Here is a 22,759-nt window from a genome sequence, read left to right as displayed (position 1 = left end):
GTTATGCTGCTCGCTGCATCGCATGCCCGAACCGCCATCCAGAGAAGGCCGGAGAGGTCCTCCTGAACGATCGGCGGTGCGGAAGGATCACGTCCCGCATGTCGAAAATCGCGCCTGTGCGCCCGCTCTTCTCGCTCGTCTCGGCCGTGTACGGCGTCGAGGCCTATCTTCCGGAGTTCCTGGCCAGCATCCGCTCGCAGGTCGGCGGGCTCGACGACGTGGAGCTCATCCTCGTCGTCGACGGTTCGCCCGATGACTCCGAGGGCGTCATCCGTCGGTGGATCGCCGAGACTCGCGTGCGCGCGTCGGTGATCGTCCAGGAGAATGCCGGCCCCGGCGCTGCGCGGAATGCGGGTATCGCGATCGCCACGGGCGAGTGGCTGTCGTTCCCCGACCCCGACGACGTCCTGCATCCGCGCTACCTCGAGTCGGTCCGGTCGTTCCTCGCATCGGCGCCGCCCGAGCTCGACTTCCTCATGGCCCGGGCCCTGAGGTTCTTGGGATCCACGGCTGCGGCGAGGGACGACCACGCGCTCGGCTTCCGGTTCCGGCGGGGCACCCGCATCGGTTCGCCGACGCACGACCCGAAGCTGATCCACCTGCAGATCGCGAGTGCCTTCGTGCGGCGCGAGCCGCTCGTCGAGCACGTACCGGATGGCTTCGATGTCCGTGTCCGACCCACGTTCGAGGACGCGCACGTCATCGCCGCCTTCTGGTTGCGCGCAGGCGTCTCCGCGGTCGGCATCCTCGCGGACGCGATCTACTACTACCGCCAGCGCGAAGACGGCACGTCGCTCGTCCAGGGCTCCGCTCGGCAACTCGCGCGGTACACGGACCTTCCGAAGTACGGATATCTCTCCCTGCTCGAGGAGGCCGCCCGGTCGGGTCCGGTGCCGCGCTGGCTGCAGTACCTCGTGCTGTACGACCTGCAATGGCCGTTCCGGGAGGACCACGGAATGGCGTCCGCCACGGCAGGCCTGCCGGTCGAGGTCAGGGAGACGTATCTCGAGCATGTCGAGCACATCCTCGACTTCATCGACGACCAGGTCCTCCTCGAGTTCAACGCGACGTGGGTCCCGCTGCCGATCCGCCTCGCCTGGATCATGATGAAGACCGGCAGGGTTCCGGATGACCTCGGCGCGCACATCAGCCGCACGGACGCCCGGGAGCAACTCATCCAGATCCGGTACTTCACCGGATCATCGAGCCTCCGCGAACGGGTGGAACTCGATGGCGTCGAGTCCCCGCCCGTTTACGCCAAGACCCGTTCGATCGAGTACTTCGGCCGGGTGTTCCTCTACGAGCGCATCCTGTGGATCTCCGCCCTCAATGACGTCCGCATCTTCACCAACGGTCGATCGGAGCCGGACCGGATCCGATTCGGGGTCCTCGACGCGCCCTTCTCCGAGGCCACCGTCGGCCGCATCTGGCGTGGTCGCCAGCCGGCTCCCGCCGAGCAGCGCGCGGCGCTCGCAGCCATCGCTCCCGAGGCGCCGGCGGTCGTGCCCTGGAACCGGCCGCTCCGCCGAGGGTATCTCGCGCTTCGTTGGCGGGTCGATGTCGCCGCGGATCGGCTGCGGCAGCGGCGCTCGCGCCGATCGGTGGCGAAGACCCTCGCGGTCGCCCGTTCGTCTGCCGCGCGCCGCCGATACGCACAGGCGTGGGTGCTGATGGATCGGGACGACCTCGCCGGTGACAACGCCGAGTCCCTGTACCGGTACCTGCGGGCCGAGCAGCCCATGGTGAACGCTTGGTTCGTCATCCGCAAGGATGCACCCGACTATCGCCGCCTTCGACGCGAGGGCTTCCGCGTCATCCCCTTCGGGTCACGACAGCACATCGTGCTCATGAAGCATGCGGCCCACGTCATTTCGTCGCACGCGAACGGCTACGTGACGCACCCGTACGACGCCGCGCGATTCGGCAGGGGATCGTGGAAGTTCACCTTCCTGCAGCACGGTGTCACGACGAACGACCTGTCGCGGTGGCTCAACCCGAAGGAGATCGACCTGGTCCTCGCATGCACCGAACCCGAGTACCGATCGATCGTGGCCGACGGCACGCAGTACGTGCTGTCGAAGCGGGAGGTGGCGCTGACCGGCTTCCCCCGGCACGACGACCTCATCGCGGCGGCCAGGCGGGTTCCCTTCGACGAGCGGGACGTCATCCTGATCATGCCAACCTGGCGCAACTACCTGTTGAAGCGCGAGACCTCGGTCGGGTCGGCACGCGAGCTGGTCGACGACTTCTGGGATTCGACGTACGTGACCCAGTGGATGGCGCTTCTCCGCGACCCTCGCCTGCGGGACCTCGCCGAGCGGACGGGGAACCGGATCGTGTTCGCTCCGCACCCGAACCTGCAGACGCACCTCCGCCCGTCGCACCTTCCTCAGCATGTGGAGTACTTCTCCTATGCCGACGCCGACATCAAGAGCATGATCGGGAGGGCTGGCATCGCGATCACGGACTACTCCTCGCTGGCGACCGAAGCAGCGCTCACGGGCGTCCCGGTGGTCTACTTCCAGTTCGACCAGGAGGAATTCCAGCGCGGGACGCACGCGTACCGGCCGGGATACTTCACGCCCGAGCGGGATGGCTTCGGCCCGGTCGCCGGCGACCTCGATGCCGCCGTCGAATCCGTTGCGCGCGTGCTCACGGACCCGGCATTCGCCGCCCCGTACCTCGCCCGCATCGACGCGGCCTTCCGCTACCGCGACGAGCGCAACAGCGAGCGTGCCTTCCGCGCGATCCAGGCGCTGGACGTGCCGTGGCACGAACGCGATCAGTCGCTCTTCGACGGCACGACGACCGAGTACGACCCGGCCGAAGCATCCGGAGCCGTCGAACGCCCCACGGCCGACTTTGGCGCTGCGTCCGAGTCCCGCGACGGGGCTCGCGACCGCCACCGTGACCGCGACGACGCCTCGACCTTCGACGACGACCGCCAGCCCGATCTCGTCGGGACGTGACGATGACCGAACGCTCGACTCCAGTCATCTCCCTGATCTCGGCGGTCTACGACGTCGCCGATTACCTGCCCGCCTTCCTCAGCTCGCTCGACGCGCAGGGCGACCTCGGCGGCTGGGTCGAGGTGCTGCTCGTGAGCGACGGCTCGCCCGATGCGTCCGAGCGGATCATCGAGGACTGGATCGCGTCCACGTCGGTCGACGCACGCCTCCTCCGCAAGGAGAACGGGGGCGCCGGCTCGGCGCGGAACCACGGCCTCGAGCATGCGTCGGGCCGCTGGGTCTCGTTCCCGGACCCCGACGACGTGCTCGCGCCGGGGTACCTCCGGCACCTGCTCAAGGCGGCCGACCGGGCCGAACGCGACGCGGTCGGAATCGTGGCCGCGAAGGTGGAGCAGTTCAGCGACGATCCCTCCGCCGCCCGTGATGATCACCTGCTCGGGTACCGATACCGGGGCCGGCGACGGGTGGTGGACCTCGACGCGAACCCGACGTACTTCCACACCCACGTCCCGAGCGGACTGTACCGGCGCAGCGTGATCGTGGAGCGCGACATCCGCTTCGACCCGAGGCTCCGGGTGGCGTTCGACGACGCCACTTTCGCTGCGGAGTACGCCCTCGCCCTCGAGGCCCCGAGCATGCTGGTCGTGCCTGAGGCGACCTACCGGTACCGCCGACGTGCCGATGGCAGTTCACTGGTCGGGACGATGTGGAGCAAGCCGGCGAAGTACACCGAGATCCCGCGCCACGGGTACCTGCGGCTCCTCGAGGCGCGCGACCCCGCGCCGCTCTGGCTGCAGTCGCTCGTCATGTACGACCTCGAGTGGTTCTTCGTCGAGTACCTGGATCCCGCCTCCCCGAACCGTCGGATCGACGGTGCGACGGCTGCGGAGTTCCTCGACGTCCTCGACCGGGTGCTCGCCCGGATCGACATCGACCTGCTCGCCGCCTTCCCGCTGCATCGCCTGGCGGAGGACGTGCGCGTCGCCCTCTCCACCCGGAAGACCGGGTCGCTCCCCTGGAACGACGGTCGCGTGCGGCTCGCCGCTGACGGCGCGACCGCGAGGATCTCCTGCTACGCGGCATCCGTCGACGAAGCCGTGCAGGTCACCGTCGACGCCCGATCGATCACGCCGATCGCCGAACGGCGCACGCCGATCGAGTTCTACGGCGAGGCCTTCTGCGCCCGCATCGACCTCGAGGTGCCGCTCGGCGGCACCGTGGTCGTGCGCTGCGGGGTGGATAGAGTCCTCCCGCTGACCCTCGAGCCGAGTGGACGATCCCTCGGCGCATCCATCTCGCCGTGGGCGCTGGAGGACGCGCTCGCCGCCGACGCTCCGCTCTCACGTGTGCAGCACGCATGGGCGATGGTCCCGCGCCCGGCCAAGCGGATGGTCCGACCGGCCCTCTCGCTTGTGCGCTCGGTACGGGCGGCCGCACGAGGAGGCGCGCGCCGATGAGCGGGATCATGCACCGGGTGCTCAACTACGGCATGAACGTCCTGAAGATGCCAGGGCGGGTAAAGGAGCTCCACGAGATGACGGTGGAGTCCACTCGCCTTCAGGCGCGGATCCTCCGCGAGTTGCGCGACGCCGCGAGCGTGACGCTCGAGCGGGTGTGCTCGATCGACGGGGTGACCCCGTGGGCGGGCGGCCCGATCCGCGTCGTGATGCTCGTGCACTACCTCGAGGCGTGGGCGAGCCTGGAGCCGGTGTTCCGGGCGATGGAGGCGGATGACGCGTTCGAGGTCACCGTCGCGAGCATCCCGCGGCGATTCCCCGGGGCGCCCGGGTTCAGCGGCGAGCACGTCGTGGATGCGGAGCTGACCGCACGTGGGGTGCGGCACGTCCGACTGCCGTTCGCCGACTCCTCCGAGTCGCTCGACCTCCTCCGTGCGCTCCGGCCGCACGTCGTGTTCCGCCAATCGCAGTGGGATGCCGACGTGCCGCCCGGCTTCTCCACGAGGGCGCTCTCCTTCGCCCGGCTCTGCCTCGTGCCGTACGAGACGATGAACATCGTCGAGAACGTCCGGCACGCCGGAACCCCCACCGACACGGCCGTCGACACGCCCTACCACCGCGCGGCATGGCGGGTGTTCTGCGCCAACGACGTCGTGCAGCGTGCAGCGATCGAGGGGGCGACCCTCGGTGCGGAGCAGTTCGTCGTCACCGGGCACCCCAAGTCCATCGCGATCCGCGAAGCCGAGGGGCACTGGCCGATCGATGGCCCGCGACGCCCGCGGATCGCATGGTCGGCCCATCACAGCATCGGCGATGACTGGACCCGGTTCGGGCTGTTCCCCGCGATGTCCGAGGCCATGCTGCGGTTTGCCGAGACCCATCCCGAGTGCGACGTGGTCTTCCTGCCGCACCCGATGCTGCTCACGTTCGGCGGACACCACCAGTCGCCGGTCACGCAGGTCGAGGTCGATGCGTTCCTCGAGCGGTGGGCCGCGCTTCCGAACACCGCGACGTACACCGGCGTCGACTACCCCTCGGTGCTGCGCGCCTCGGATGCCCTGATCACGGACGGGCTCAGCATGCTGATCGAGTACCAACTGCTCGGGAAGCCGCTGGTCTTCGTGGAGCGCGACGGGCACCGGCCGTTCAACGACGTCGGCGACGTCGTCGTCACGGGAGCACACCGGATTGGGGACGTCGCCGCGGCGATCACCGCCGTGCACCGGTTCGCGTGCGGGGAGGTCGATCCGCTGCGCGACCGCCAGGCCGCGAACGTGGCCGACCTTTTTCCCCACCCCGACCCCGATCGCCTCATCCTCGACGCCATCCGAACGGGCTTGTCAGCCTCACGCCTCGAGGCGTGAGGGCGACGCGGATGCCGCGCCCCTGGCGGGTCGCGGCATCCGCTCGTCGATCGGGCGGCGACGGGCCGTCAGCGGCGCTCGGTCACCGTGCCGTGCGTGATGTGCAACCGACGCTCGGCGCGCTTCGCCACCGCGGAGTCGTGCGTCACGACCACGAGCGTGAGGCCGCGATCCCGCCAGAGGCCCTCGAGCAGGTCCATGATCTCGTCGCGCGTCTCCTCGTCGAGGTTGCCGGTCGGCTCGTCGGCCAGGAGCACGTCGGGCTCCTTGACGAGGGCCCGCGCGATGGCGACGCGCTGCTGCTGGCCTCCCGACAGCTCGCCGGGCACATGTCCGGCGCGGTCGGCGAGTCCGACCGACGCCAGGGCGTCGAGCGCTCGGCGCCGACGTTCCTCGGCCGGCACGCCGAGCGGCGCGAGCGCCGTCTCCACGTTCTCCTGCGCGGTGAGGGTCGGGATGAGGTTGAAGCCCTGGAAGACGAACCCGATCTCCTTCGCGCGGATGCCGCCGAGCTTGCGGTCGGGCAGGTGCGACAGCTCCGCCTCGCCGAGGCTGATGCGACCCGACGTCGGCCGGTCGAGGGCGCCGAGCATCTGCAGCAGGGTGGACTTGCCGCCGCCGGTCGGTCCCTGGATCGCGACGAGCTGGCCCGACGGGATCGAGAGGCTCACGTCGGCGAGGGCCGTGATCTGTCGCTTCGACTGGGTGTAGGTCTTCGAGACGTTCTCGAGCGTGTACATGATGGTCCTTTCCTGGAGGTGGGGAAGCGGCGGTCGCGGCTCAGGCGACGCTGCGGAGCGCCTCGGCGGGGCGGAGGCGCGCGGCGCGCCATCCGCCGATCGCGCCGGCGAGGAGGCCGCCGAGGACCGCGAGCCCGATCGCGATCGCGACGACCGAGATCGTGACGGGCGCGTTGAGCACGACCTCCGTGGTGGAGCCCGCGGCATCCGCGAGCCGATCGCCGAACGGCCCGGAGGCGGTCGCACCGCCGTCGCCGCCCGGTCCGGCCACGGGTCCGCCGGCCAGCGTGCCGGTGGTGGCGCTGCCGCCCAGGGTGGGCGCGACGAGGTTGATCACCCAGATGCCGGCGAGGCCGAGTGCGAGGCCGGCGGCCCCGCCGATGAGTCCCTGCACGAGCGACTCGCCCGCGACCTGCCCGACGACGCGGCGGTTCGACCAGCCGATCGCCTTGAGGGTGCCGAACTCACGCGTGCGACGCGTGACGCCCTGGATCGTGAAGAGGATGGCGATGAGGAAGGCCGCCGCGAGCACGGCCACCGAGAGCCACAGGCCGAGGTTCGCGATGAGGGTCGACGCGGTCGACAGCGATCCCGACACCGAGGCGGCCAGGTCCGCCTGCGTCGACACGGTCGCGTCGGGCAGCGCCTCCTCGATGTCGGCCTGCACCGCGGCGATCCGGTCCGAGGAGGTCGCCTGCACGTAGAGGTCGCTGACCTGGCCGTCCAGCCCGGCGATCGACTGGGCGAGGCCGAGGGGGATGTACACGTTCGACGCCGTCGCGGCATCCGCCGACGTCGAGGTCACCGTGCCGACGACCTCGAACTCCGTGCCGCCGACGTCGATCGTGTCGCCGACCGCGAGCTCGGCGCTGGTCGCGTAGCTCGCGTCGAGCACCGCGACGGCCTGGCCGGCGTCGGATGCCTCGAGCCCGCGCCCGTCCGCCAGCTCGACCGCCGACAGCGGCCCGACCGCGGCGCCGCCGGGGTCGATGCCCAGCACCGAGAAGCTGTTCACGTCGAAGGCGCTGCCGCCGGCGCCGTCGAACCCGCCGGTCGGCGCCTGCTGCGTCGTATCGCCCTCGGCGGGCGGCTCGCCCTCCGTGCGCTGCGCGAACTGGGGCAGCTCCCCGGAGAACGTCATGTTCGTGAGCGAGAGCGCAGCGGATGCCGCCTCGACGCCGTCGAGGTCGGCGACCGTGTCGAGCGCCGACGCGTCGAAGGTCGTGCTGCCGAACCCCGCGGTCAGACGTGACTGGCTGATCTCAGTGGAGTCGTCGGTGCTGGTGCCGTCGTCGGCGCCGAACTCGAAGCGGCCGGGTCCCGCTCCGGCTTCGCCCTCCTCCGGTGGCGTCGGGTCCTGCGACACGGTGAGGTCGGTGCCCACGCCGTACACGGACTGGAGCACCGACGCCTGGGCGTCGCGGACTCCGGAGGCCACGGAGTTCACGATCATGACGAGCGCGATCGCGAGCGCCATGCCGATCGCGACGATCGCGGTCTGCCTGCGACGCCCGGCGAGCTCGCGCCGGAGGTAGGTGAAGAACATGATTTCCTCGGAGGTCGGGGGAGGACGCACCGGACGGGGCGCCGAACGCGACGCTAGGGACGAGCCCTATGGGCGTTCCCTGCCGCACCCATGGATCGCCTATGGCCTCGGCTGCGGCATCCGCCCGGGAAAGCCATAGGGAACGCATAGGGGGACGCGGATACTGGAGTCATGAGCAGCAGCACGCCGGCGACCCAGCACCGAGCCCCCCAGATCGCCAAGGGCGACGGATCGATGGTGCGGGTGCTCGTCGTGGACGACGAGCACTCCTTGACCGAACTCCTGAAGATGGCCCTCCGGTACGAGGGGTGGGACGTGCGCACTGCGTCCGACGGGTCCAGTGCCGTGAGGGTGGCACGCGAGTTCCGCCCCGACGCGATCGTGCTCGACATCATGCTCCCCGACATCGACGGGCTGGAGGTGCTGCAGCGCGTACGCGCCGATGGCACCGAGACGCCCGTGCTGTTCCTCACCGCGAAGGACTCGCTCGACGACCGGATCGTCGGCCTCACGGCGGGCGGCGACGACTACGTCACCAAGCCGTTCAGCCTCGAGGAGGTCGTCGCGCGCCTGCGCGGGCTCATCCGCCGCTCGACGCTGACGCTCGCGCAGGCGAAGGACCCGGTGCTCACCGTCGGCGACCTCACCCTCGACGAGGACTCCTACGAGGTCGCCCGCGGCGGCACGCCGATCGAGCTCACCGCGACCGAGTTCGAGCTCCTCCGCTTCCTCATGCGCAATCCGCGTCGTGTGCTCTCGAAGGCGCAGATCCTCGACCGCGTCTGGTCGTACGACTTCGGCGGCAAGGAGTCGGTGGTCGAGCTCTACATCTCCTACCTCCGCAAGAAGATCGACGCCGGTCGCGAGCCGATGATCCACACGGTGCGCGGCGCCGGCTACATGCTGAAGGCCGTCGGATGACGCGTCCCGGCGATCCGGGCCACGCCGCCGCGTCTCGCGAGGAGGCGGCCACGCACGAGACGGCGACGGCTCCGGCGACGGGCGCGCACGGGACTCCGGCCGCGGATGCCCCTGGCCGCCGTCACCGGCATCCGTGGACCCTCCACCGCCGACTGCTCGTGATCCTGGCCGCGCTGCTCGTCGCCGTGAGCGCCGTCATCGGGATCGCGACGGTGGCCCTGTTCCACGCCTCGAGCGTCGAGCGCCTGGACTCCAGCCTCCGCGCCGCGTCGTCGCGTGCCGACGACGCCACCGGTCCCGGCATCCCGGGCGACCCGGGCCGCACCGTCATCGCCTTCCTCAGCGTGCCGGGCCAGCCCGAGGGCACGCTCGGCGGGATCGTCATCGGCGGCGAGGTCACGGCCGGGGTGATCGACGATGGGCAGATCCAGTCTCCCGCTCCGGGTGCCGCGGATGCCCTCGCCGACGTGCCGCCCGACCGGGCCGCGCACACCATCCAGGCCGGCACGCTGGGCGACTACCGTGCGCTCGCCGCCGAGTCGCAGCCGGGTGTCAAGATCGTGCTCGCGCTCCCCATGGAGGGCGTGAACGCCCAGACCACCCAGCTCGCGCTGACGGTCGCGATCGTCGCCGTGCTGGGCCTCATGATCGCCCTCGTGATCGGTTCCGCCGTCGTGCGGCGGGCGCTCAGCCCGCTCGCCGAGGTCACCGCGACGGCACAGCGCGTCTCCGAGCTGCCGCTCGACCGCGGTGACGTCGCGCTCGCCGAGCGGGTGCCCGTCGACGACGACCGCACCGAGGTCGGACGACTCGGCACCGCCTTCAATCGCATGCTCGAACACGTGGCATCCGCCCTGTCCGCCCGCGAGCAGAGCGAGCAGAAGGTGCGCCGCTTCGTCGCCGACGCCAGCCATGAGCTGCGAACGCCCCTCGCCTCCATCCGCGGGTACGCCGAGCTCACCCGCCTGCACGGCGGCGAGCTCCCGCCCGACGTGATGCACGCCATCGGGCGCATCGAGTCGGAGTCGGTGCGCATGACCGAGCTCGTCGAGGACCTGCTGCTGCTCGCACGGCTCGACGAGGGACGCGAGCTCGCCGCGCGTCCGGTCGACCTCGGCCGCGTCGTCGTCGAGGCGGTCGGCGATGCGCAGGCCGCCGGGCCCGATCACGACTGGGAGGTGCGGCTCCCGGAGGCCGCGACCGTCGTCACGGGCGACGAGCCCCGGCTCCGCCAGGTCGTCACCAACCTGCTCGCGAACGCCCGCGTGCACACGCCCGAGGGCACGAGCGTGGTCGCCATGCTCGAGCGCGACGGCGACGACGTGGTGCTCGCCGTGGAGGACGACGGCCCCGGCATCCCGCCCGACCTCGTCGGCTCGCTCTTCGAGCGGTTCGCCCGCGGCGACTCGTCGCGGTCTCGCCGCGCCGGGAGCACCGGGCTCGGCCTCGCGATCGTGCGGGCCGTCGTCGAGGCGCACCACGGCGACGTGTCGGTGACGAGCGAGCCGGGCGCGACCCGGTTCACCGTGCGGCTGCCCGCGTCCGGCCGCCCGGATGCGGATGCCGACGGCCCGGGCGCGAGCGCCGAGGCCGCGGAAGCGCCGTCAGTCGCCCGAGGCTGAGTCCGTCGTGGCCGGGGCGACGACCTCGGAGGTCAACCGGGCGAGCAGGCGTGCGAGCTCGTCGACGTCGTCGCCCGACCACGTGCGCAGCGACGCGTAGAGCTGCTGCTGCATCCGGGAGCCCTTCTGGCCGATGCTCTCGATCGCGGCAGGCGTCGCCTCGACGAATCGGGCGCGCCCGTCGTTCGGGTCGGCGACGGTGACCGCGAGCCCGAGCGCTTCGAGGTGCTTGACCTGTCGGCTGACCACGCTCTTGTCGATCTCGAGCGTGTCGGCGAGGGCGCCGGCGTGCATGCGCCCGCGGTGCACGAGCGCCGAGATGATCTTGTACCCGACCGGCTGGAGGTCGGGATGCACGGCGGCGGCAGCCTCCTTCCAGACGGCCCGCACCCGGACGAAGAGCAGCCGGAGCTGCTCCTCGACGGAGGCGATCTCGTCGTCGGTGGCCGCGCGGATGGCGGTCTCGGCGCTGGGGGTCATGCGGTGATCCTATTCGGCACGCGAGGCGCTGTCGCGGCCGCCGGCCGAGACGTCCTGGAGCGCCGCCATCGAGTCCGTCGCCGGATCGTGGGCGAGGCCGACCGGGGCCAGGGCGACGGATGCCGCGGCCGCGTCGATCGCCGCATCCTCGGCGTCCTCGAGCTCACGGGTGAGCTCGTCCTCGGCATCGGCGGATGCGTGGGTGGATGCCCCGGCCGCACCGGCTGCGCCCGACCGCTCGGCCGTCGCGCGCTGGACCGCGTTCTGGGTGCCGAGGGCGCCGTTCGGGATGAAGATCACGGCGATGAGCGTCACGATCGCGAGCGGGACCGCCGCGAGGAACACGCTGCCCACGCCCATGCCGTACGCCGACTCGACGATCACGCGGAGGAACTCGGGCAGGGCGCTGATCTGCGGGATCGTCCCGGCACCGAGGGCCTGCGCGGCCTGGAGCTGCTGCTCGGGGGGCAGGCCGCCGATCCCGCTCCTGATGTCCTCGGCCACGACGGTGCCGAGGATCGAGCCCATCACCGCGACGCCGATCGTGCCGCCGAGGCTGCGGAAGAAGGTGACCGCGCTCGTGGCGACGCCCAGGTTCCGCACCTCGGTGGTGTTCTGCACGACGAGCACGAGGTTCTGCATGAGCATGCCGACGCCCGCGCCCAGCACGAACATCGAGACGCCGACGTACCAGAACTCGGTGTCGTAGTGCAGCTGCGAGAGCAGCAGGCTGCCGACGACGAGGAGCACGCCGCCCGTGACCATGAAGCCCTTCCACTTGCCGCGACGGCTCACGAGGGCGCCGATGACGGTCGAGGAGATGAGCACGCCCGCCATCATCGGGATCGTGAGCAGGCCCGACTCGGTGGGCGTGGCGCCGCGCGCGAGCTGCATGTACTGGCTGAGGAACACCGCGGTGCCGAACATCGCGACGCCGACGGAGATCGACGCGATCACCGAGAGGGTGAAGGTGCGGTTCTTGAAGAGACCGAGGGGGATGACGGGCTCCGTGACCCGGAGCTCGACGATCACGGCGATGAGAAGCAGCAGGGCGGCCCCGCCGACCATGAGGAGGCTCGGCACGGAGATCCAGTCGAAGTCCTTGCCGGCGAACGTGACCCAGAGCAGCAGCAGCGAGACGCCGGCCGAGATGAGCACGATGCCGAGGTAGTCGATGGTCACCTTGGTCTTCGGGCGCTTGGGCAGGTGCAGCGTGCGCTGCAGGAGCACGAGGGCGACGATCGCGATGGGGAGGCCGACGAAGAAGTTCCAGCGCCATCCGAGGGTGTCGGTGATCACGCCGCCGAGCAGCGGGCCGCCGACGGTGGCGACGGCCATGACCGCGCCGAAGAGGCCGGCGTACTTGCCGCGCTCGCGGGGGCTGATGATGTCGGCCATCACGATCTGGCTGAGGGCCGCGAGGCCGCCGGCCCCGAGGCCCTGGAAGACGCGCATCGTGATGAGCGTGCCGGTGTCCTGCGAGAATCCGGCCACCGCCGACGCGACGACGAAGATGACGAGGGCGAGCTGCAGCAGCAGCTTGCGGTTGAAGAGGTCGGCGAGCTTGCCCCAGATGGGCGTCGACACGGTGGTGGCGAGCAGGGTCGCGGTGACCACCCAGGTGAAGGCGGACTGGTCGCCCTCGAGGTCGGAGATGATGAGCGGCAACGAGGTGCCGACGACCGTCGAGGCGAGCATCGACACGAACATGCCGAGCAGGAGGCCCGACAGGGCGGTGAGCACCTCGCGGTGCGTCATGCCGTTGTCGGAGAGCTTGGCGGGTGCGGCGGCATCCGTCGTGTTGCGCGCGCGTGTGCGCTGAGCGGTGGCCATGTGACTCCAGAAAATTGATTGACGGACGTCAACTATATCGGAATAGTGGACTTCGTCAACTATCGAAGGAGTGGCCGGCCGGCATCGACGACCGGATGCCGGCGCTCAGTCGAGTACGGCCACGGCTTCGATCTCCACGAGCGCGTCGGGGCGCCCGAGCGCCGCCACGAAGAGCACCGTGAGAGCGGTCGGATGCTGCCCCCAGACCCGCATCGACGCCGCGAAGCCCTCGTCGACCGACTCGCCGGCGGCGACGTACACGGCCATGCGCACGACATTGGCCTGGTCGGCGCCCGCCTCGGCGAGCACCGCCAGCACGTTGTGCAGGGCCTGCTCGGTCTGGGCGCCGAGGCCGCCCTCGATGATGGCGCCCGAGGCATCCGTGCCGTTCTGGCCGCCGACGTAGAGCGTGTTCGACGCCCCGCGCACGAGCACGCCCTGGCTGAACGCCGGGTTCGTGAACAGCGAGTCGGGATTCAGGTGTGTGATCTCCATGCCCTCCGGTCTACCGCGACCCCCCGACGACGAGGCGCATCCGGCCCGGCAGGGCGGAACCGGGCCCGCTGAGCGGGCCCGGTTCCGGTGCGTCCGTGCTACTGCACCGGCGCGTCGGGCGGGGGCAGCTGCACCTGGTCCTCCGGCTCGACGGTCACCCCCGGGAGGCCGCGCATCCGCTCGACCGCGTCGGGCGCCGCGCGCCCGGTCACGATGCCGAGACCACGAAGGGCCTCGTCCACCTCGAGCCCGGCGTCCCGCAGGTCGGCGAGCGCGTCGTCGACGCCGCGGCCCGTCACGGTCACGTGCACGCGGCGGCCGCCCGGGGCATCCGGCTCGGACATCGTCGGTCCTCCCTACGGGATGGGATTCGGCTCGAGCGGGCCCGGGTCGATGATCGGTCCCGGCCGCCACGGGATCGGCCGGTAGTCCCAGATCGGCCGACGACGCGTCGGCACGACCGCGAGGCCGGCGCCGACCTCCTGCGCGGAAAGCGGGAGCGGCAGCGCCGTGCGGACGAGCTCCTGCCAGAGCGCACGGCCGCGCAGGCCGGTCTTCCGGGCGAGCGTTGCCGCGACGCCGGCGACGTGCGGGGTGGCCATGCTCGTGCCGCTCTTGAACCCGTACGAGCCCTTCGAGACGGGCACGGAGGAGTACGTCGCGACGCCGGGCGCCGCGATGTTCACCTCGCCGCCATTGCCGTTCAGCCCGACGCACGAGAACGGAGCGCGTTGGAGCGCCTGGTCGAGAGCGGCCACCGCGAGCACCGATGGGCTGTTGGCCGGGGCGCCGACCGGCGCCCACCCGCTGTTGCCCGCTGCGGCGACGATGAGCGACCCGGCGTTCAGGGCCGCGGTCGCCGCCTGCTCGTAGTAGGTGTAGTACGTCTGGCCCACGGCGACGGCCGAGCCCAGCGACATCGAGATCACGTGGGCGCCCTGCTGGATGGCCCACTCGATGCCGGCCAGGATCTGGCCGCTGGTGCCGCTGCCCGAGTCGCTCAGCACCTTGCCCACGATGAGCCGAGAGCCGTGCGCGACGCCGTAGCGCCGCTGCGTGCCCGGGGGCGACTTCGGTCCGGCGGCCGTGCCCGCGCAATGCGTGCCATGCGAGTGGCCGTCCTGCACCGGTTGTCCGGGGATGAACGACTGGCTCGCGATCACGCGTCCGGCGAAGTCGGGGTGACCGAGGTCGATCCCCGTGTCGAGCACGGCGATCCGGATCCCCGCTCCCGCCCAGGGAGCGGTCGCCAGGATCGGCGGCACCGCGTGCACGGCCTTCAGGCCCCAGGTGTAGGTGTCGGTGTCGGCGTACGTCTCGGCCGCGTCGACCTCGTCGTCCTCCGTCTCTGCGTCGGAGTCGTCCTGCGCCACTGCGGGCGGCGCGTCGATGGCGCCGAACGGGTACACGTACACCTCGGGTTCCACCGCGAGGATCGGGCTCGCCGAGTCGCCGACCGCGCGCGACAGCGCGCCGAGCTGGTCGGGCGCGGAGTCGACGATCGCGATCCTGAGCTCTTCGAGGTAGACGTTCCCGGTCGCAGCCGCCGCCGGGTCGTCGAGGCCCCGGGACGTGCCGACGTCGAGGTCGGCCACGTCGCGCAGCTCGCGGGTGGCCGTGGCGTCGTCCACCGGGGCGAACGTGATGATCTGCCGTCCGGTCGGGCCCTCAGGTACCCGTCCGCCGGCGCTGTCAGTGTTCATGATCGGTTCCTTCGTTCAAGGGCGCCGACGGGATGCCCCGCGGATCGGGGCACGACGCCCGCGGTGGGCACAGTCTCGATCCGCGAGGAGCGCGCCGCATCGGGGGATGCACTGAAGCACCCATCATGCTAGGGCGGTCCGGACTCCGGTGCCCGGAGGCCGCGGACGCTTGGCGACGGCGAGGGCGACCGCGATTTGGCGGCGGCCGCGGCATCCGCTACCCTTGTCGGAGCCGAAGACCGCTGGTTGTCGTGCGCGCAGCACCGTGTTGATCACATGCTGGGAGCCGACCGAAGTCTTGCGAAAGCAAGTGCCCGCGCAGGTGTGACGAAGACTTCCCGTTCGATCGGGCCGAGCTCCGCGCAACTGCGCCGGAGCTCTTTTCTTTCTCCCGAGTTTGCCAGCGCTCCGAGGCCGTGCCCCGCTCCCGCGGGACGCGTTGAAGACACAAGGAGTGGCCATGGCGAACAAGGAAGCCTCGGTTGCCGAACTCACGAACCTGTTCGAGAGCTCGACCGCCGTTCTGCTGACCGAATACCGCGGCCTCACTGTTGCCCAGCTCAAGACGCTGCGCAAGTCCATCAGTGAGGACGCGAGCTACGCCGTGGTGAAGAACACGCTGACCAAGATCGCGGCGAACAACGCCGGCATCTCGTCGTTCGATGACGAGCTCGCCGGTCCTTCCGCGATCGCATTCGTGCACGGTGACCCGGTCGCCGTCGCGAAGGCGCTGCGTGACTTCGCCAAGGCGAACCCCCTCCTCGTGGTCAAGGGCGGCTATTTCGATGGCAAGCCCCTGACCGCCGAAGAGGTAGGCAAGCTCGCCGACCTCGAGTCCCGCGAAGTGCTGCTGGCGAAGCTCGCCGGTGCCTTCAAGGCCTCGCTGTTCGGAGCCGCATATCTGTTCAACGCACCGCTGTCGAAGGCCGTTCGCACGGTCGACGCGCTGCGTGAGAAGCAGGAGTCCGCTGCGTAGGCGCGAGCCTCTCAAGCGGTGAGTAACCAAGAATCTAAGGAGAAAAATCATGGCGAAGCTGTCCACTGAGGAACTGCTCGAGCAGTTCAAGGGCCTGACCCTCATCGAGCTCTCTGAGTTCGTCAAGGCGTTCGAGGAGACCTTCGAGGTCACCGCGGCCGCCCCCGTGGCCGTTGCCGGCCCCGCTGCCGCCGGCGGCGGCGCTGCTGCCGAAGAGGTCGAGGAGAAGGACTCCTTCGACGTCGTCCTCGAGGCTGCCGGCGACAAGAAGATCCAGGTCATCAAGGTCGTCCGCGAGCTCACCTCGCTCGGCCTCGGCGAGGCCAAGGCCGTCGTCGACGGTGCTCCCAAGGCCGTGCTCGAGGGCGCGAACAAGGAGACCGCCGACAAGGCGAAGGCCGCCCTCGAGGAGGCCGGCGCTACCGTCACCCTCAAGTAGTGGCCGCCCTCGAGGAGGGCAGCGACACCTGAGCGCGACCGTCACCCTCGAGTAGTCGTGAGCGCTCGCGAGAGCGCCGCAGCTTGAGGTGACCGGCGTCACCTGAACACACGGATGCCCCGTGCCGATTCATTCGGCACGGGGCATCCGTCGTCCTGGTCAGTCGTGCTCACTCCGAAGAAGGAGCGCGGCGAGCCCGGCGTAGGTGTTCGGTCCGGGGACGCCGTCGACCGGCCCCGCGTACCCGCCTCGCTGTGCGATGCGCTGCAGCGCCTTCCAGGTGTTCGGTCCGGGGACGCCGTCGACGGGACCCGCGTACCCGGCGCCGGACAGCACGGTCTGCACGCCCCTCCAGGAGTTCGGGCCGAGGACCCCGTTGTAAGGGCCGAAGTAGCCGCCGATGCGGGCGAGGACCTGCAGCGCCGTGTTCGTGGCCGGACCCGGGATGCCGTCGACGGGGCCGGCGTAGCCGAATCCCGCGAGGACGGTCTGGACGCCCTTCCACGACGCGGGCCCCATGACCGCGTCGATGGGACCGGTGTATCCGCCCTTGACGGCGAGCCGCTGGAGGCCCTCCCACGTCGCCGGGCCAGGATGGCCGTCGATGTGACCGGCGTAGGCGTACCCCTTGCCGGTCTGCTGGAGGCCCTTCCAGGTGTTCGGCCCGGGGACGCCGTCGTTCGGGCCGGCGTATCCGCCCGCCCGGGCGATCCGCTGGAGCGTGATGCCGTCGGCGGAAGCGATTGCCGCGCTCGAGGCGGCGGCGGTTTCGGTGGTCATGGTGCCCTCCTTCATCGGTGCTGGGCGTGCACGGACCGGATCGGTGCCGCAGGTCGCCCGATGCGGACGCTACGACGCCGCTCGTCAGGCGACCACCGGGCTGGCCCTGAGACATGCAGGCGACACGCGGATGCCCCGTGCCGATTCGTTCGCCACGGGGCATCCGTCGTTCCGAGCGCCCGCCGCGCCCAGGGCGCGCCTCAGCGATCGAAGCGAGCGCCCGCCGGGTCGGGCGGCAGCAGGAAGAAGACGAGCAGGATGATGCCGCCCACGAACGGGATGAGGCCGATGAACCACCATGCGCCCGACCGGTTGGTGTCGTGCAAGCGGCGCCACGAGAGGGCGAGCCACGGGATGAACGTCGCGATACCCCAGAGCGTGTACGGGATGAGTGCGGCCGTGTAGACCGGCGTGGGGACGCCGCTCTCGTTGACGGTCATGGGCGTGCCCATGGTGTACGAGATGCCGTAGAGCACGCCGCTGATGACGAAGTTGGCCAGGAACCACCACCAGAACTCGCTGCGGCTCGCGCGTCCGTGGAAGATCACGTACTTCTTGAAGAACCGGGTGAAGGCCTGCCCGAAGCTCGCGCCACGGAGCGGAGCGTCGAGCGGCGCCTGGCCGCTGTTGGGGGTGACGTCGGTCACGGGGAACTCCTCAGGTCGAGTGGAATCACGCCACGGCGTGGGTTCGCCGAGCTCAGGGTCATGATCGCGCGCCCCGGAGGCGGCGCCGGCGCGCCGCGCCGCAGCGGCGCAGCCCTGGGCCGCCGCCCGCTCAGCCGTTCCGGGCCCACGGCGCGCCCAGTTCCGCGAACGTGCGGCCTTCGGCGACGACGCGTGCGCTCCAGGCCTCGAGGTCGCGCACCACGCGGCGCGTGCCCTCGTCGCCCACCCGCCGGTCGATGAAGGAGGGTGCGATGGGGGTCGGTGCCGCGCTCGTGCGAACCGCCTCGAGCACGCGCATGAACGCGCCGGTCGACGCGGCCGGCACGAGCAGCGGCACGCCGTCGACGACGTGGTCGACGAGGTTGGCCAAGAGGCCGGTGCGCGCATAGCCGGTGGTCGTCGGGAACGCCGCTCCGGGTTCGAACAGCTGGATCACGTCGAGCGTGTACCAGAGCACGAGGCGCCCGGTCGTGCCCTCGATCACGATGCACGGCTCGCCGCGCCGCGACGCGGTGAGGCTGAGCGCGCAGGCCAGCGTGTCGCCGCTGACGAGGTCGACGACGAGCGAGGAGGTGTCGTCGGCCTCGATGTCGTTGGCACGATAGAGGTCGAGACGCACGCCGGTGACGTCCGGTTCACGAGTGGCGCCGGCGATCGCCAAGCCGGTCGCCACCGCGTGTGCGAGCGGGTTCGTCACCGCGCCGTCGACCACGGGCACCCCGTCGAGCTCGCGTCGGCCCGCCCACGGCGTGCGCCGCCAGTACTCCTCGGTGCGCACCCAGGTGGCGAGCGCACCGTAGCGCACCGGGTCGCCGACCGCGCCGTCGGCGACGAGCCGCCGCATCTCGGGCACGGCCGACGAGCCGAGGCTCTGGAATCCCAGCTGCACGACCCGGCCGGCCTCGTCGGCGGCGGCCAGCAGGCGATGGAACTCGTCGAGCGTGGGCGTCGGCGGCTTCTCGAGCAGCACGTGCGCGCCGGCCGCGAGCGCCGCCTCCGCGAGCGGGAGGTGCGTGTGCATCGGCGTCGACAGGACGACCACGTCGAGCGACGCGGAGGCGATCATCTCGCTCGCCTCACGGTAGGCGGGGGTGCCCGCGAGGTCGGCGCCGGGCGGGCGGTGGTCCGCCACCGCCGCGAGCACCGCGCGGCCCTGCCGTTCGAGCGCCAGGGCCGCGGCCACGTGGGTCGCGCCATGGCCGTGCGTGCCCGCGACGCCGATCCGCGGCATCCGCTCGCTCATGCGAGCCCGTCGGGGTTGGCGAGCAGCCCGCTCTCGAGGCCCTCGACGGTGGCGTTGGCGTTCGGGCCGAGCAACCCGGCGAGCCGCTCGAGCTCCCCGGGGTCGGTGACGGCCCGGTCGAGGAGCAGGGCGTCGAGGCCGAGTTCAAGCGTGCCGCCCTCGGGCACCGTGAGCAACTCGCTCCACGCGACCGCCGGCCCGATGCCGAGGTACTCCCCGACGCGCGCGAACCACGGCAGCGTGGGGCCGCCCGCCGGTTGGGCGAGCAGCACGGTCACGTGGCGACCGGCATCGACGACCGCGAGCCATGGCGAGGTGGACCCGTGCGCGGTCGCCTCGCCCTCGCCGTCGCGCGTGATCACCGTGGCATCCCAGCGGGGGAAGCGCCAGAACAGGCCGCCGTAGCCCGCGCCCTCGCGTCCGTTGGTCGCGGGGGACCCGAAGACGAGCGCGCCGAAGTTCGCAGCGAGCGTGCTGCGCCACCCCAGTGTCCAGGCGTCGCGTTCGCCCACTCGGGTGGGCCGGCCGGTGAGCACGCGCACCTCGCTGAGCTGCGCGACCTCGCGTTCGTCGATCCAGGTGAGCCGCTCCACCAGCGCGTCGCCGTCGACCGTGAGCTCGTCGCGTCGCTGCACGCCCTGGTTCTCGAGCATGATCGAGCCGACGTCCTGCACGTACGTGCGACCGCCCCAGTACGACGTGCCGTTGACGTCGGGCAGGGCCACGCCGATGCCGAAGTGGTGGAGGTGGTCGGTGGGGTGGCTGTCGGTGACCCGCACGCCGGCCAGGGTCTCGACCGGGTGGAGGAACGGCCGCGGCGAGAGCACCGAGTCGATGCTCGTGCCCTCCTCGTACCGCGCCACCACCCGATCGCCGATCCGCAGCACCGGACGGCCGGGGGACAGCCAGCCCGACGCCTCGGGCGCGGGTCCCGTGCTTCCGCGCACCTCGAGGATCGCCCGGTAGGAGAGCGGATGCGTCGCCGGCGCGCCTGACATCGCATCGCGGAGCCGGCGCCACGACTGTGCGCCGAGCTCGACGCGCGGAACGGACATCGTCGTGAGCGCGGGGGCTGCGAACCTGGCGAGGGGTATGTCGTCGATGCCCGTGACGGAGATCTCCCCGGGCACGTCCACGGCGAGCTCGCGAAGGCGCGCCAGCAGGCCGAGCGCGACGAGGTCGTTGAAGGCGATGACCGCGGTGGCGCTCGACGAGAGCACGTCCTCGGCGGCGCGATATCCGTCCTCCACCTGCGACCCGCCCGCGATGTCGAGCACCTCGACTCCGGCGTGCCGGGCGACGAACTCGGCGAGCCCGCGACGACGGAGTCCGTCGGCATAGGCCTGCGGCGGACCTGAGAGGTAGGCGATGCGCGAATGGCCGAGCGAGACGAGGTGCTCGCCGAGCGTGCGGACGGCGTGCTCGTAGTCGACCGACAGCTCCGCTGCCGGGTCGCTCGCGACCGGGCGGTTCACGACGACGATCGGGCCCGAGCGGGCGAGCAGCGCCTCGAGCCGCTCCGCAGGCATGCGGGGTGAGACGAGCACGAGTGCGTCGCATCGGGAGCGGGCCTCGACGGCGATCTCCTCCTCATCGGCGACGCGTTCGGCCGTGTCGGCCACGAGCACTCGGTAGCCGTCGAGGGCGGCCTCACGACTCAACCCCTTCAGCACGCCCTGGAACATCGGGTTCTCGAGGTCGGGGACGACGAGCGCGACGGTATTGCTGCGCCCGCGCACGAGGTTGCGCGCCATCTGGCTCGGCGAGTAGTTCAGCTTCTCGATCGCGTCGCGCACCCTGGCCGAGATGGCCGGGTCGACCGTCTGGTTGCGATTCAGCACCCGGGACACCGACGCCTGCGAGACGCCGGCGTACTCGGCGACCTGGGCGATCGTGACCTGCCTGGGCGAGTTGGGCAACGTGGACCTCCGTCGGGGAAGTGGCTGGGAACGACGCTACGCCGAGTGGGGCGCGAACGCGGTGCCGACGCGGGGTCGGCGGGGAGGTGAGCGGCTGCCGCGCAGGCAGACGCGGCAGCCGCTCGGGGTGACGGACCGGGAGGATGGGCCGTCGGCGGGGGATCAGACGGCGGCGTCGTCGAGCGCCTGCTGCAGCTCCGCGAGGAAGCTCGTCGCGGCCTGATCGGGGGTCAGCTCGCCGAAGAGCACCTTCTGGGTGTGCTGGTCGATGATCGCCTCGATCGCACCGCCGCCCGGGGGCGTGGCGGGCGGAGCGTCTCCCACCTCGGGGGCGAGGTCGTCGAGGAACCCGACCACGGTCTGGTTGACGTCGTCGAGCTTCGGCGTGATGTAGTCGCGGATCCTCTCGTTGGCCGGGACGCCGCGCTCGGCGAGCAGCAGGTCGGCGGCGTCCTCGCTGTTGGCCAGGTAGTCGAGGAACGTCGCGACCTCGGCCGGGTGCTCGGTCTTGGACGACGCCGACCAGAACATCGACGGCTTGTAGTAGGGCCAGCCGTCGGATGCGCCGTCGGTCGACGGCACGCGCAGGGCGACCAGGTCCTGCCCGCTCGCGTCACGGAGCGCCTGCACCTGGTTCGACCACCACGGGCCGAACGCGGACTGGTTCGTCGCGGTGAACGACTCGGCGAGGCCGCCGGACTCGCGCTCGATGGTCGCCGAGGGGGCGGGCGTCGCGCCGGCCTTCGTGGCCTCGAGCAGGAACTCCCACCACGACTCGAGGTCCTCCTCGGTGGCGGCGACCTCGCCGTCGGTCGTGTAGAGCGCGCTGTCGCGCTGGCGCAGCCAGTTGTTCAGTCCGCCGTCCTCGAAGCCCCACGACTGGGTACCCGCGATGGCACCGCCGCTGGCCTCCGCGACCTCCGCGGCGGTGTCGACGAAGTCGTCCCACGTCCACGTCTCGTCGTCGGGCAGGTCGACGCCGTACTGGTCGAGGAGGTCCCTGTTGGCGATGATCGTGTAGGAGTTGATGCCGACCGGCACGCCGTACTGCGTTCCGTCGAGCGCGCCGGTGCCGAGCACGGCCGCGGGGTAGTCCCCGGTGGAGAGCACCGAGGAGAGGCCGCCGAGGTCCATGAGCACGCCGTTGGCGGCGTACGTCGACAGCTGCTTCTCGTCCATCTGGATGATGTCGGGGATGTCCCCCGCCGCCACGGATGTGGAGAGCTTGTCCCAGTAGCCGGCCCAGTCGGTGTACTGCGGCTCGATCGTGATGTTCGGATGCTCCTCCTCGAACGCGGCGATGAGCTCCTCGGTGATCGCGTGGCGGGTGTCGTTGCCCCACCAGGTGAATGAGAGCGTGACCGGCTCGTCGGAGAGCTCGAGCTCGGGCGCCTCGTCGGCGGGGGCGGCGTTGCCGGCGCAGGCCGTGAGGGCGAGCGTCGTCGCTGCGCCGATGGCCGCGACGACGCCGAGACGGCGTCGTAGGTTGCCTCGCATGGTGGTGTCCTTCCTGGATGTCTCGTGGTGCGGGGGAGTGGTTCGTGCTGGTGGTGCCGTCGACGGGCGCACGACGATGCGCGCCGGCCGAGGATCGGGCAGGCCGA

The 22,759-nt window shown here is 71.1% G+C and carries 19 protein-coding genes; 7 read left to right on the top strand and 12 right to left on the bottom strand.

Going from position 1 to position 22,759, the window contains the following annotated elements; translation table 11 throughout:
* The first annotated feature begins 98 nt into the window (after positions 1-98).
* Genes EV187_RS04515 through EV187_RS04505 form a run of 3 tightly spaced genes read left to right on the top strand, consistent with a single transcriptional unit; the run spans position 99 to position 5,790 of the window.
* Positions 99-2,969, top strand: coding sequence for a bifunctional glycosyltransferase/CDP-glycerol:glycerophosphate glycerophosphotransferase (locus EV187_RS04515; RefSeq protein WP_130351787.1), 2,871 nt, complete (start codon positions 99-101; stop codon positions 2,967-2,969).
* 2 nt (positions 2,970-2,971) lie between these two features.
* Positions 2,972-4,426 (top strand): glycosyltransferase, encoded by a 1,455-nt coding sequence (locus EV187_RS04510; protein ID WP_242609473.1) that lies wholly within the window; start codon positions 2,972-2,974, stop codon positions 4,424-4,426.
* The gene (locus tag EV187_RS04505) at positions 4,423-5,790 is read left to right on the top strand and encodes a hypothetical protein (protein ID WP_130351785.1); all 1,368 of its coding nucleotides are present in this window, start codon (positions 4,423-4,425) and stop codon (positions 5,788-5,790) included. Before EV187_RS04510 ends, EV187_RS04505 begins: the two co-directional genes overlap by 4 nt.
* A 68-nt stretch (positions 5,791-5,858) precedes the next feature.
* Here EV187_RS04505 and EV187_RS04500 read toward each other — a convergent pair whose 3' ends face one another.
* Positions 5,859-6,530 (bottom strand): ABC transporter ATP-binding protein, encoded by a 672-nt coding sequence (locus tag EV187_RS04500; protein WP_130351784.1) that lies wholly within the window; start codon positions 6,528-6,530, stop codon positions 5,859-5,861.
* A 40-nt stretch (positions 6,531-6,570) separates the two neighbouring features.
* Positions 6,571-8,076, bottom strand: a complete 1,506-nt coding sequence (locus tag EV187_RS04495; protein WP_130351783.1) for an ABC transporter permease — start codon at positions 8,074-8,076, stop codon at positions 6,571-6,573.
* A 171-nt stretch (positions 8,077-8,247) separates the two neighbouring features.
* On the opposite strand from EV187_RS04495, the gene EV187_RS04490 reads away from it, so the two are divergent.
* Together EV187_RS04490 and EV187_RS04485 are read left to right on the top strand one after the other, a co-directional pair.
* Positions 8,248-8,997 carry a response regulator transcription factor gene (locus EV187_RS04490; RefSeq protein ID WP_130351782.1) on the top strand — a complete coding sequence of 250 codons (750 nt, stop codon included), beginning with the start codon at positions 8,248-8,250 and terminating at the stop codon, positions 8,995-8,997.
* Positions 8,994-10,619: a sensor histidine kinase gene (locus EV187_RS04485; RefSeq protein WP_130351781.1), complete on the top strand. Its 1,626-nt coding sequence runs from the start codon at positions 8,994-8,996 to the stop codon at positions 10,617-10,619. The genes EV187_RS04490 and EV187_RS04485 overlap by 4 nt, the downstream gene beginning before the upstream one ends.
* Here EV187_RS04485 and EV187_RS04480 read toward each other — a convergent pair.
* The 5 genes from EV187_RS04480 to EV187_RS04460 all read right to left on the bottom strand — a co-directional run bounded on the left by EV187_RS04480 (position 10,602) and on the right by EV187_RS04460 (position 15,130).
* Positions 10,602-11,099, bottom strand: coding sequence for a MarR family winged helix-turn-helix transcriptional regulator (locus tag EV187_RS04480; protein WP_130351780.1), 498 nt, complete (start codon positions 11,097-11,099; stop codon positions 10,602-10,604). The two genes, EV187_RS04485 and EV187_RS04480, sit on opposite strands and share 18 nt — an antisense overlap.
* A 9-nt stretch (positions 11,100-11,108) precedes the next feature.
* Positions 11,109-12,932, bottom strand: a complete 1,824-nt coding sequence (locus tag EV187_RS04475) for a DHA2 family efflux MFS transporter permease subunit (RefSeq protein ID WP_130351779.1) — start codon at positions 12,930-12,932, stop codon at positions 11,109-11,111.
* A gap of 105 nt (positions 12,933-13,037) precedes the next feature.
* Positions 13,038-13,427, bottom strand: a complete 390-nt coding sequence (locus EV187_RS04470) for a RidA family protein (RefSeq protein WP_130351778.1) — start codon at positions 13,425-13,427, stop codon at positions 13,038-13,040.
* 98 nt (positions 13,428-13,525) lie between these two features.
* Complete coding sequence (locus EV187_RS04465; RefSeq protein ID WP_207221732.1) at positions 13,526-13,771, bottom strand: hypothetical protein; 246 nt, start codon at positions 13,769-13,771, stop codon at positions 13,526-13,528.
* 12 nt (positions 13,772-13,783) lie between these two features.
* Positions 13,784-15,130, bottom strand: a complete 1,347-nt coding sequence (locus EV187_RS04460; RefSeq protein WP_130351777.1) for a S8 family serine peptidase — start codon at positions 15,128-15,130, stop codon at positions 13,784-13,786.
* A gap of 460 nt (positions 15,131-15,590) precedes the next feature.
* Here EV187_RS04460 and rplJ point away from each other — a divergent pair, with 460 nt between their 5' ends.
* Together rplJ and rplL are read left to right on the top strand one after the other, a co-directional pair.
* Positions 15,591-16,106: a 50S ribosomal protein L10 gene (gene rplJ, locus EV187_RS04455; protein ID WP_130351776.1), complete on the top strand. Its 516-nt coding sequence runs from the start codon at positions 15,591-15,593 to the stop codon at positions 16,104-16,106.
* Positions 16,107-16,155: 49 nt separating this feature from the next.
* Positions 16,156-16,545 (top strand): 50S ribosomal protein L7/L12, encoded by a 390-nt coding sequence (gene rplL / locus EV187_RS04450; protein ID WP_127792363.1) that lies wholly within the window; start codon positions 16,156-16,158, stop codon positions 16,543-16,545.
* A 159-nt stretch (positions 16,546-16,704) separates the two neighbouring features.
* Here the strand turns inward: rplL and EV187_RS04445 are convergent, their stop codons facing one another.
* The 5 genes from EV187_RS04445 to EV187_RS04425 all read right to left on the bottom strand — a co-directional run bounded on the left by EV187_RS04445 (position 16,705) and on the right by EV187_RS04425 (position 22,652).
* Positions 16,705-17,325, bottom strand: coding sequence for a peptidoglycan-binding domain-containing protein (locus EV187_RS04445; protein WP_207221731.1), 621 nt, complete (start codon positions 17,323-17,325; stop codon positions 16,705-16,707).
* A 200-nt stretch (positions 17,326-17,525) separates the two neighbouring features.
* Positions 17,526-17,972: a DUF805 domain-containing protein gene (locus EV187_RS04440; RefSeq protein ID WP_130351774.1), complete on the bottom strand. Its 447-nt coding sequence runs from the start codon at positions 17,970-17,972 to the stop codon at positions 17,526-17,528.
* 130 nt (positions 17,973-18,102) lie between these two features.
* Positions 18,103-19,236 (bottom strand): Gfo/Idh/MocA family protein, encoded by a 1,134-nt coding sequence (locus EV187_RS04435; protein ID WP_130351773.1) that lies wholly within the window; start codon positions 19,234-19,236, stop codon positions 18,103-18,105.
* Positions 19,233-21,155, bottom strand: a complete 1,923-nt coding sequence (locus tag EV187_RS04430; RefSeq protein ID WP_130351772.1) for a DUF6807 family protein — start codon at positions 21,153-21,155, stop codon at positions 19,233-19,235. The genes EV187_RS04435 and EV187_RS04430 overlap by 4 nt, the downstream gene beginning before the upstream one ends.
* A 162-nt stretch (positions 21,156-21,317) precedes the next feature.
* Positions 21,318-22,652 (bottom strand): ABC transporter substrate-binding protein, encoded by a 1,335-nt coding sequence (locus EV187_RS04425; protein ID WP_130351771.1) that lies wholly within the window; start codon positions 22,650-22,652, stop codon positions 21,318-21,320.
* Between the last annotated feature and the right edge of the window lie 107 nt (positions 22,653-22,759).

The organism is Agromyces ramosus (assembly GCF_004216665.1).
GTDB classification, from domain to species: domain Bacteria; phylum Actinomycetota; class Actinomycetes; order Actinomycetales; family Microbacteriaceae; genus Agromyces; species Agromyces ramosus.
This window is presented reverse-complemented; position numbering and strand designations above follow the sequence as displayed.